The sequence below is a fragment of the Nevskiales bacterium genome (assembly GCA_035574475.1).
In the GTDB taxonomy this organism is placed as follows: domain Bacteria; phylum Pseudomonadota; class Gammaproteobacteria; order Nevskiales; family DATLYR01; genus DATLYR01.
In genome coordinates this window covers 1-10943 of record DATLYR010000105.1, presented here as the reverse complement: position 1 = coordinate 10943, position 10943 = coordinate 1, and the positions used below count along the sequence as shown (strand labels likewise).

General features: G+C 67.5%; 10 protein-coding genes. 6 read left to right on the top strand and 4 right to left on the bottom strand.

The window, feature by feature from the left end; translation table 11 throughout:
- On the top strand, window positions 1-277 hold a 277-nt coding region (locus VNJ47_06165; GenBank protein HXG28417.1), incomplete at its 5' end, for an EcsC family protein.
- 184 nt (window positions 278-461) lie between these two features.
- A complete protein-coding gene (locus VNJ47_06160) occupies window positions 462-1793 on the top strand; it encodes an NAD(P)/FAD-dependent oxidoreductase (protein ID HXG28416.1) in 1332 nt (443 codons plus the stop codon).
- 148 nt (window positions 1794-1941) lie between these two features.
- On the opposite strand, the gene ntrC is transcribed toward VNJ47_06160, so the two are convergent.
- The 4 genes from ntrC to glnA form a co-directional block, all read right to left on the bottom strand.
- A complete protein-coding gene (ntrC, locus tag VNJ47_06155; GenBank protein HXG28415.1) occupies window positions 1942-3375 on the bottom strand; it encodes a nitrogen regulation protein NR(I) in 1434 nt (477 codons plus the stop codon).
- Between the two features lie 6 nt (window positions 3376-3381).
- Window positions 3382-4446 (bottom strand): nitrogen regulation protein NR(II), encoded by a 1065-nt coding sequence (gene glnL, locus VNJ47_06150; protein HXG28414.1) that lies wholly within the window; start codon window positions 4444-4446, stop codon window positions 3382-3384.
- 91 nt (window positions 4447-4537) lie between these two features.
- Window positions 4538-5095: a DUF4124 domain-containing protein gene (locus tag VNJ47_06145; protein ID HXG28413.1), complete on the bottom strand. Its 558-nt coding sequence runs from the start codon at window positions 5093-5095 to the stop codon at window positions 4538-4540.
- A gap of 135 nt (window positions 5096-5230) precedes the next feature.
- Entirely contained in the window at window positions 5231-6646 is a 1416-nt protein-coding gene (glnA, locus tag VNJ47_06140; GenBank protein HXG28412.1) for a glutamate--ammonia ligase, read from the bottom strand.
- A gap of 396 nt (window positions 6647-7042) precedes the next feature.
- Between glnA and glyQ the strand changes: the two genes are divergently transcribed.
- The 4 genes from glyQ to gmhB form a co-directional block, all read left to right on the top strand.
- Window positions 7043-7939, top strand: coding sequence for a glycine--tRNA ligase subunit alpha (gene glyQ, locus VNJ47_06135; protein HXG28411.1), 897 nt, complete (start codon window positions 7043-7045; stop codon window positions 7937-7939).
- Window positions 7936-10062 carry a glycine--tRNA ligase subunit beta gene (glyS, locus tag VNJ47_06130; protein HXG28410.1) on the top strand — a complete coding sequence of 709 codons (2127 nt, stop codon included), beginning with the start codon at window positions 7936-7938 and terminating at the stop codon, window positions 10060-10062. Before glyQ ends, glyS begins: the two co-directional genes overlap by 4 nt.
- A gap of 135 nt (window positions 10063-10197) precedes the next feature.
- On the top strand, window positions 10198-10482 hold the full coding sequence (locus VNJ47_06125) for a hypothetical protein (protein ID HXG28409.1): 285 nt from the start codon (window positions 10198-10200) through the stop codon (window positions 10480-10482).
- A gap of 87 nt (window positions 10483-10569) precedes the next feature.
- On the top strand, window positions 10570-10943 hold a 374-nt coding region (gene gmhB, locus VNJ47_06120; GenBank protein ID HXG28408.1), incomplete at its 3' end, for a D-glycero-beta-D-manno-heptose 1,7-bisphosphate 7-phosphatase.

The following is a 10943-nucleotide window of genomic DNA, read 5'->3' as shown; positions in this document are numbered from 1 at the left end:
CGCGCAGCGCGAACCGGACGAGGCCGCCTTCCGCGACGGTCTGGAGCGCGCCGCGCAACGCGAGTTCGGCAAGCACGCGGCGGTGTTCAGCCTGAACAACCTGGCGCAGAAGCTCGGGCTCAACCTGGCCCGGCGCAAGGCCGCCGGGGTCGTGCCGGTGCTGGGCGCGGTGATCGGCAGCGCGGTCAATGCGTCCTACCTGAACGACCTGGCGCACAGCGCCCGCTACGCCTTCCACGCTCGCCGCTTCGCCGACCGGGGTGTTCTGCCTTTCTGATCGGCCCGTCAAATAGTGCGTGACTTCTTGCCGTCATCCCGGCCTGCGCCGGGATGACGGAATCGATCGGCATGCCCCTCGAAGTGCGCACTATTGGGTGACCTGATCAGTAAAAGCGCGCTGCGCGGCCGTACGACACGGGTCGCGTGTATAATTCCGCGCCTTTTCCGTTGTTGCCGTTCCCATGAGCACCCCCGCCCCCCAGCCCCATCACGTCGTCATCGTCGGCGGCGGCTTCGCCGGCCTGTTCGCCGCGCGTGCGCTGGGCCGACGGGCTGGCACCGCCGGCTTCCGGGTCACCCTGCTGGACAAGCGCAACTTCCACCTGTTCCAGCCGCTGCTGTACCAGGTCGCCACCGGCTCGCTGGTGGTGGGCGACATCGCCACGCCGCAGCGCGTGGTGCTGCGCCGCTTCCGGAACGTGCAGACCCTGATGGCCACCGCCTACGACCTCGACCCGGCTCGCAAGATGGTGTACTTCGAGGGCGGCGAGACCTCCTACGACACGCTGATCGTCGCCACCGGCGTCAAGCACCACTATTTCGGCAAGGACCACTGGCGCGACTACGCGCCGGGCCTGAAGACCGTCGAGCACGCGCTGGAGATGCGGCGCCGCATCTTCAGCGCCTTCGAGCGCGCCGAGCTGGCCACCAGCGCCGAGCAGCGCCAGGCACTGCTCACCTTCGTCGTGGTCGGCGCCGGCCCCACCGGCGTGGAACTGGCCGGCGCGCTGGGCGAGCTGGCGCACCGCACAATGGTCAAGGATTTCCGCAGCATCGACCCGCGCGAGGCGAAGATCCTGCTGGTCGAGGGCACGCCGCATGTGCTGCCGACCTATCCGGAAAAACTGCGCGCCAAGGCGCGCCGGCAGCTGGAGGCGCTGGGCGTCACCGTCATCACCCAGGCGATCGTCGAGGAGGTCGGCCCCGGCAGCGTGCGCATGCGCATCGGCGAGCACTCGCAGAGCATCGCCGCCGAGACCGTACTGTGGGCGGCGGGCGTCAAGGCCTCGGCCTTCGGCGAGGTGCTGGCCCGGCGCACCGGGGTTGCGCTCGACCGGTCCGGCAAGGTCATGGTCCAGCCCGACCTGTCGCTGCCGGGCTACCCGGACATCTTCGTCGCCGGCGACCTGGCGCACGTCAAGCGTGCCGACGGCCAGCCGGTGCCCGGTGTCGCCCAGGGCGCGATCCAGCAGGGCCGCTATCTCGCGCGCCTGCTGCAGCGCCGCGCGCGCGGACAATCCATGCCGCCGTTCCGCTACCGCGACTTGGGTTCGATGGCCGTGATCGGACGTAACAAGGCCGTGGGCGATCTGCGCGTGGTCAAGGTCAGCGGCGTGTTCGCCTGGTTCACTTGGGCGGGGGTCCACATCTGGGCGCTGATCGATCCGGAGCAGCGCATCAGCGTGTTCCTGACCTGGGTTTGGAAATATTTCACCTACAAGAACGGCTCACGCCTGGTCACCGGCGACCCGCCCAACACCCGCAAGCTGATGCAGAGCAACGGGCGGCAGTAGCGGTCCTGCAGGTAGCCAGGGCGCCTTTGATTATTCCGTCCCCCCGGCGGGGGCCGGGGCCCAATGCCTTGTAAAGACCCTGGATTCCGGATCGCGCCCGCTGCGCGGGCTTGTCCGGAATGACGAAAGACATTTTGGAACGGCAACACTAGTCCTCGCCGCCGTTGCCCATTCCCAGCTCCTTGAGCTTGCGGGTCAGGGTATTGCGGCCCCAGCCGAGCAGCTTGGCCGCATCCTGGCGGTGGCCATGGGTCTGTTTCAGGGCCACTTCGATCAGCGTGCGCTCCAGCAGCGGCGTGGCCACGCCGACCAGGTCATCGCCGCCGCTGGCCAGGCGCTGTTCCGCCCATTGCCGCAGCAGCGCCGGCCATTCCTGGGATTCGCCGGCGAGCGCGGGCGCCGCCGCGGCGGCGCGTGATTCGGCCTTGTGCAGGTCGGCCGGCAGATCCTGCAGGTGAATCTCCTGCGCCGGCGCCATCACCGTGATCCAGCGACAGACGTTCTCCAGCTGACGGACGTTGCCGGGCCAGGCGAGATTCTGGAGGTAGTCGGCCACTTCGGGCGTAAGCCGCTTGGGCTCTACCCGCAGCTCCTGCGCCGAGCGCAACAGGAAATGGCGCAGCAGCAGTGGAATGTCCTCGCGCCGCTCGCGTAATGCTGGCACACGCACACGGATCACGTTCAGGCGGTGGAACAGGTCCTCGCGGAAGCGGCCTTCCGCCACCGCCTTCTCCAGGTTCTGGTGGGTAGCGGCGATGATGCGTACGTCGACCTTGACCAGCGTGTGGCCGCCGACGCGGTAGAAACTGCCGTCCTGCAGCACGCGCAGCAGCCGCGTCTGCAGATCGGCCGGCATGTCGCCGATCTCGTCCAGGAACAGCGTGCCGCCGTCGGCCTGCTCGAAGCGCCCGCGGCGCTGCGCCGCCGCGCCGGTGAAAGCACCGCGCTCGTGGCCGAAGAACTCGCTCTCCATCAGATCCTTGGGGATCGCCGCGGTGTTGATCGCGATGAACGGACGCTGGGCGCGCGGCGAATGCTCGTGCAGCGCGCGCGCCACCAGCTCCTTGCCGGTGCCGGACTCACCGGTGATCAGCACCGTGATGTGCGAGTGGCTGAGCCGGCCGATGGCGCGGAACACCTCCTGCATCGCCGGCGCCTCGCCGATCAGCAGCGCGCCGCTGGCGGCCGGCGGCGGCGGTTCGGCGCCACCCTGGGCACGCTGCGCTGCGCGGCGCACCAGCGCCACCGCCTCGTCCACGTCGAAGGGCTTGGGCAGGTATTCGAAGGCCCCGCCCTGGTAGGCGGCCACCGCGCTGTCCAGGTCGGAATGCGCGGTCATGATGATGATGGGCAATTGCGGGTGCTGCGCGCGCAGCCGCGCCAAGAGCTCCAGGCCGTTGACGCCCGGCATGCGGATGTCGCTCAGCAGCACGTCCGGCGCGTCGTTCTCGAACTCTTCCAGCAACTCGGCCGCGCCCGGGAAACTGGTAACGCGGAAGCCCGCGCCCTTGAGCGCCTTCTCCAGCACCCAGCGGATCGCGTGGTCGTCGTCCACCACCCAGACGTTGAGTCCCTCCGACATCTGTCGCTACTCCAGTGGCAGGTAAATGGAAAACACGGTCTCGCCCGGCCGGCTCTGGCACTCGATCAAACCGCCGTGGCTGTGAATCAGGTGTTGCGCGATCGGCAAGCCCAGCCCGGTGCCCTCGGGCCGGGTGGTCACCAGCGGGTAGAAGATCTGCTCCTGCAGCGCCGCCGGGATGCCCGGCCCGTCGTCGACGATGTCCACCTGCGCCACCAGCCGGTGGGTCTTGCCGCCGAGGGTCAGGCGTCGGCGCGCACGGGTGCGCAAGGTGATGTGGCCCTCTTCGCCCACGGCCTGCACGGCGTTGCGCAGGATGTTGAGGAAGGCCTGGATCAGGAGTTCGGGGTCGGCCTTCAGCTCCGGGATGCTGGGATCGTAATCGCGCGTAATGGTGACTTCGTCGGACAGGTCGGCCTCGATCAGCTGGCGCACGTGCTCCAGCGGCTGGTGCAAGTTGACGCTGGCGAGCTGCGGCGGCTTGTTGGGGCCCAGCAGCCGATCCACCAGCTTCTGCAGCCGGTCGGCCTCGCCGATGATGATGCGGGTGTAATCCTTCAGCGCCGGCTCGGCCAGCTCGCGCTCCAGCAGCTGGGCGGCGCCGCGCAGGCCGCCGAGCGGGTTCTTGATCTCGTGCGCAAGTCCGCGCACCACCTCGCGGCTGACCTGCTGCTGGGCCACCATCTGGCCCTCACGCGAGATGCGCAGGTGGCGGTCCTGGGCGAAGAACTCCAGCAGCAGCCCGCGCGCGCCCCGCCCGTCGCTGAACGGCGTGACGGTGCAGTCGACGATGGCCGGCTCGCCCGGCAGCGACAGGCGTAGTTCGCGCTCGGTGTAGGCCGCGCCCTCCTTGAGCGCCTGGCGCAGGCGTGGTGCCTGGGCCTGCAGGGCCGGAATGGCCTGGGCCAGCGGCTGGCGCTCCACCTGGCGCGCGGACACACCCAACAGCATCTCGCCGGCGGCATTCAGATAGGTCACCGCCAGCTCGGTATCCAGGCACAGGACCGCCGTGCTCAGATTCTCCAGCACGAAATCCGAGCCCTGCGCGGCGGGTTTTCGAGGCGGGTTCATGCATCGCCAGAAAGCAAAACTCAGGCCATGGCCTGATCACTTTCGGTGCATTAGAACATAGCCCGAAATGACGCACCATCATGGTGCGTTGCTAGGGCAGCTTGGGCAGGGCGTTGATCGGAGAAGGCTGCAGAGCGCTGGGCGGGCTCAAGTGAAAGCTGAGCGACTGCGACTCGGCTTGCACCCGGTCGCTGTCGTCCATCACGACGGCTTGCAATGTGTGGCTGCCGCGCGCCAGGCCGCTGAGTACCAGGCTGCTCTGGCCCGGTGCCGCCGGGTAGGACTGGCCGTCCACCAGGAACACCAGCCGGTGTCCGGGCTGCAGGCCGGGCTCCACCTGCGCACTGGCGGTCACCTTGGGATCGGCGTTCTGGAACACCTCGTCGGGGGCTGGCGAGATCAGCTGCACGCTGCGATAGGCGGCCTCGTCCGGCACCGCAGCCGGCTCCTCCGCCAGGCCGGTATCGTCACGCACATAGCCATCGTCGCTGGTATAGGTCTGGACGGCCGGCAATTCCACCGGCTTGGCATCCTGATGCGGGGGCTTGTCCGTATAGCGCACCACGCCGTTCTCGTCCACGTACTTGTAGACCTCCGCGCCCGCCGCCAGCGGCAGCAGCGCGAACACCAGCCCAGCCAGTCTGCGCATGTCCATACCCGGAACCCTAGCCTGTAACTGAGACGCCGGCAATGCCGGGCCGGTTCCGCGCGCGGCCAAAGAAAAACCCCCGTGTCGCCACGGGGGTTGTGGAAAAACGCTTTGTTATTCGATGAACGCGAAGCGTTACATCGAATAATACATCTCGAACTCGACCGGATGCGTGGTCATGCGGAAGCGCGTGACCTCCTGCATCTTGAGATCGATGTAGGCGTCGATCAGGTCGTCGCTGAACACGCCGCCGCGGGTCAGGAACTCGCGGTTCTTGTCCAGATGCTCCAGCGCCATGTCGAGGCTGTGGCACACACGCGGCACCTTCTTGTCCTCTTCCGGCGGCAGGTGGTACAGGTCCTTGTCCATCGGCTCGCCCGGGTGGATCTTGTTCTGGATGCCGTCCAGGCCGGCCATCATCATGGCCGCGAACGCGAGGTAGGGGTTGGCCAGCGAGTCCGGGAAGCGGACCTCGATGCGGCGCGCCTTCGGGTTGCTGACGTAGGGGATGCGGATCGAGGCCGAGCGGTTGCGGGCCGAGTAGGCCAGCATCACGGGCGCTTCGAAACCCGGTACCAGGCGCTTGTAGCTGTTGGTACCCGGATTGGTGAAGGCGTTCAGCGTACGCGCGTGCTTGAGGATGCCGCCGATGTAGTACAGCGCGGTGTCCGACAGGCCGCCGTAGCCGTTGCCGCTGAACAGATTCTTGCCGTCCTTGGACAGCGACTGGTGCACGTGCATGCCGTTGCCGTTGTCGCCGACGATGGGCTTGGGCATGAAGGTCGCGGTCTTGCCGTAGCCGTGGGCGACGTTCTGCACCACGTATTTCAGGCGCAGCACCTCGTCGGCCTTGCGCGTCAACGTGTTGAACAGCACGCCGATCTCGCACTGGCCGGCGGTGGCGACCTCGTGGTGGTGCACCTCGGTCTTCATGCCCATCTGCTCGAGCGCCAGGCACATGGCCGAGCGCACGTCCTGCAGGCTGTCCACCGGCGGTACCGGGAAATAACCGCCCTTCACGACCGGGCGGTGGCCCATGTTGCCGCCCTCGTACTCCTTGCCGGCGTTCCAGGCCGCCTCTTCGGAGTCGATGTGCACGAAGCTGCCGGACATGTCCGCGCCCCAGCGCACGCCGTCGAAGATGAAGAACTCGTTCTCCGGGCCGAAGAAGGCCGTGTCGCCGATGCCGGTGCTCTTGAGGTAGGCCTCGGCGCGCTTGGCCAGCGAACGCGGGTCGCGCGAATAGCCCTGCATGGTCGAGGGCTCGATCACGTCGCAGGTCAGGGCGAGTGTGGTCTCCTCGAAGAACGGGTCGAGGGTGGCGGTGTCGGGCTCCGGCATCAGGATCATGTCGGACTCGTTGATGCCCTTCCAGCCCGCGATCGAGGAGCCGTCGAACATCTTGCCGTGCTCGAACAGATCGGCGTCGACCGTGTGCGCCGGCACGGTGACGTGCTGCTCCTTGCCGCGCGTGTCGCAGAAGCGGAAGTCGATGAACTTCACGTTCTGCTCTTTGATCATCTTCAGTACGTCGTTGCCCGACTTCGACATGTGCAGTCCTCCAGAGAAGTGGTCGTATGCGTGGCCACGCCGGCGGGCGCGGTTTGGGGTCCGGAAATGGCCTCAGCCCTCTGCCGCAAGCCACGGCGGCAGACACGCTCAGGCGATTTCCGGAATGCCCCTCTACAAGGCAGAAAACATGCCAACTATAAGCTCCGGATTTCAGGGGATTTAGGCCCCTGCAGCATCCGTTTTGCCCCACAACGGTGCGCGCCCTGTGTTGGGGCGTACCGTTGTGGTGCGAACCGGCCCTCCCTGGGCTTGGCCGCACGGCTTGGCATCTTATGCCAGCACCGAAGGCCTTCGCTATACTGGCGCGCCTTTGACGCGCCAGCGCGGGCCCAGCGATCGCGTCCGCGATCCTACTCCCAAACGGCCAGAATAGCGATGACTTTTCAGGACCTCATCCTCAAGCTGCAGCAGTTCTGGGCCGAACGGGGCTGTGTCATCGTCCAGCCGATGGACATGGAGATGGGCGCCGGCACCTTCCACTGGGCCACCTTCCTGCGCGCCATCGGTCCGGAGCCCTGGAACACGGCCTATGTGCAGCCCAGCCGGCGGCCCACCGATGGCCGCTACGGCGAGAACCCCAACCGGCTGCAGCACTACTACCAGTTCCAGGTGCTGATGAAGCCTTCGCCGGCCAACTTCCAGCAACTTTACCTGGACTCCCTGGCGGCGCTGGGCTTCGACCCGCTCACCCACGACATCCGCTTCGTCGAGGACAACTGGGAGTCGCCCACGCTCGGCGCCTGGGGCCTGGGCTGGGAGGTGTGGCTGAACGGCATGGAGATCACGCAGTTCACCTATTTCCAGCAGGTCGGTGGCCTGGAGTGCCGGCCGGTCAGCGGCGAGATCACCTACGGGCTCGAGCGGCTGGCGATGTACCTGCAGAAAAAGGAAAGCGTCTACGACCTGGTGTGGTCCGATGTCGGCGGCCGCATCGTCACCTACGGCGACGTCTATCACCAGAACGAGGTCGAGCAGTCGGCCTACAACTTCGAGCACGCCGACACCGCCGCGTTGTTCGAGCGCTTCGCGGTCGCCGAGCGGGAATGCGCCGGCCTGATCGATAAGGGGCTGCCGCTGCCGGCCTACGAGCGCGTGCTGCAGGCCTCGCATGCCTTCAATCTGCTCGATGCACGCCAGGCGATCTCGGTCACCGAGCGCCAGGCCTACATCCTGCGCGTGCGCGCTCTGGCGCAGGCCGTGGCGCGCGCGTATTACGACGCCCGCGCGAAAATCGCCGGTTTCGAGCCGCTGCCGTCCCGGGCCGCTTCATGAAGCACGACCTGCTGCTCGAGATCGGCTGCGAGGACCTGCCGGCGCGTTACGTGCAGCCGCTGGCGACCGCATTTGCGCAGGGTGTCACGCAAGGCCTCGCGCGACGCGGCGTTTCGCACGCGCCGGCGCGCAGCTATGCGACGCCGCGCCGGCTGGCCGTGCTGCTGCACGAGGTGGCGGCGCGCCAACCGGAACAGGCCGTCGAGCGCCGCGGCCCGGCCCTCGGCGCCGCCTACAAGGACGGCCAGCCGACGCCGGCGGCGCTGGGTTTCGCCAAATCCTGCGGCGTGGCGTTCGAGCAGCTGGAAAGGCTAGAGACCGACAAGGGCGCCTGGCTGGTGTACCGCAGCGTGCAGCCCGGGCGCGCCACCCTGGAGCTGCTGCCCGAGATCGTCGAGGAGAGCTTTGCGGCCATGGACGCGCTGGTGCCCAAACGCATGCGCTGGGGCACGGGCACAGAGACCTTCGTGCGCCCGGTGCAATGGATTTGCGCGCTGTACGGCGGCGATGTCGTCCCGCTGGCGCGCTTCGGTCTGCAAGCCGGCCGCGTCAGCTACGGCCACCGCTTCCACGCGCCGGAGCCGATCGCGCTGGCCAATGCCGCGTTCTACGAAGACAAGCTGCGCCACGCCAAGGTGTGGGCGGATTTCGCTTCGCGGCGGGCCGAGATCCGCCGCCTGGTCGAGGCCGAGGCGACAAGGCTCGGCGGACACGCGCGCATCACCGAGGCGTTGCTGGACGAGGTCACGGCGCTGGTGGAGTGGCCGGTGGTGATCTCCGGCCGCATGGAGGCGCGCTTCATGGCACTGCCACCCGAGGTCATCATCGCCACCATCGAGCATAACCAGCGCTACTTTCCGGTGTTCGGCGCGGACGGGCGTCTGCTGCCGTATTTCATCACTATCTCCAACATCGAGTCCCGTGATGCAACCCAGGTGATTGCCGGCAACGAGCGGGTGGTCAGGCCACGCCTGGCGGACGCGCTGTTTTTCTGGGACCAGGACCGCAAACAGCCGCTGGACGCGCACCTAGCCGCGCTCAGGCAGCTGCTGTTCCAGAAGGGCTTGGGTTCCGTGGCAGACAAATCTGCCAGGATCGCGGCAATAGCCGACAAGATCGCCGATGAAGTCGGCGAGTCCACCCAGAATGCTCGCCGTGCTGCCGAGCTGTGCAAGGCCGATCTGGTCACGCGCATGGTGTTCGAGTTCCCGGAACTGCAGGGCATCATGGGCGGCTACTACGCCAAGGATTGGTGCGAAGACGAGACCATTGCCGCCGCCATCCGCGATCACTACCTGCCCACCCAGTCGGGCGGGCCGATCCCCGCCACCCGCCTGGGCCGGGTGCTGGCGCTGGCCGACAAGCTCGACACCCTGGCGGGCATCTTCGCGCTGGGACTGAAGCCGACCGCGAGCAAGGATCCTTATGCGCTGCGGCGCGCGGCGCAGGGTGTGCTGCGCATCCTGATCGAGGGCGAGCTCAATCTGGATCTGGCGGCGCTCCTGGAACTGGCGCTGCAACAGCAGCCGGTGCAGAAAGACCGCGCGACCGTGCTCGAAGACCTGTTGCATTTCCACTGGGAACGGCTGCGTGCCTACTACCTGGACGCGGGTGTCGCGGTCGAGGTGTTCGAGGCCGTGCTGGCGACGGGCGTAACTCGGGTGCTGGACTTCCACCTGCGGCTGCAGGCCTTGCGCGAATTCGTCGCGCAGCCGGAGGTGGCGCGACTGGCGGCGGCGCACAAGCGCGTGCGCAACATCCTGCGTCAGGCACGCGAGAAATCCGAGCCGGTGGCGGCCGAGGTACAGACCAGCCTGGCCGCGCCCTGCGAGCAGGCCCTGATCCAGGCCCTGCAGGCGCTGCGCGCCCACCATGCCGATGCGCTGCACGGCCAGACCCGGTCCTCGGGTCGGCTTGCCGGGTGGCTCACTCAGCCCACGACGGATCGCTACCTCGCGGCCTTGCGGGCACTGGCCAGCCTGCAGGCGCCGATCGACCGCTTCTTCGACGAGGTCTTGGTGATGGACGAGGACCGCGCCGTGCGGGCCAACCGCCTTGCCCTGCTTGCCGAGCTGGACCGCCTGTTCCGCAGCGTGGCCGACATTGCCTGCCTGCCCGGCTGAAGCCGGGGGGTTCGGCCCGCTTCGTAGAAATTACGTAAGACTTAAAAAATACTACTCTTCCCGCCTTCCATCCGGCTGCTATTTAGCGCCGGGCCGATTATGGTGACGGCTCGTTCCGGAGGAGAATCCGTCGCCATGCGCCGCACTTTGCCAGCCGCCTTTTTGGGTCTGTTCGTGCTTTGCCCGCCGGCACAGGCCTCCCTGCTGGACGATCTGCGCCAATCCCTGCTCACCGGCCCGGTCCCCGGCAGCGTGCCGGCCTTGCGCGAGCCGCCCCGCCTCGAGCAGGGCGCGGAGACCTCGGCGCAGGACCTGTCGGGCGAGCGCCCGACCGATCCAGTCGGGCCCGGCCTGTTCCTGATGCCGGCCGGCAGCGCCGGCGACCCGGGTCTGGGGATCGGCATCCGACTGACCTTCTAGCCGACGGCCACGCCGTCACCAAACCGTCATCGCGCTGCCATAGTCTTGCGGCTGGCCCGGACTCGGGCTTTGGGTAAGACTAGCGGCATGAAACTGATCATCCTGGACCGCGATGGCGTCATCAACGAAGATTCGCCGGACTTCGTGAAGTCCACGCAGGAATGGCGCCCGCTGCCCGGCAGCCTGGAGGCGATCGCGCGGCTGTGCCATGCCGGCTGGCGCGTGGTGGTGGCCAGCAACCAGTCCGGCATCGGCCGAGGCCTGTTCGATTTCGGCGCACTGTTCGCCATGCACGACAAGATGCAGCGCATGCTGTCGGAGGTGGGCGGGCGCATCGACGGCGTGTTCTTCTGCCCGCATACCCCGGAGGACGCCTGCGACTGCCGCAAACCGAAGACCGGCCTGTACGAGGACATCGCGCGCCGCTTCCAGATCGATCTGGCCAACGTACCGGCGGTCGG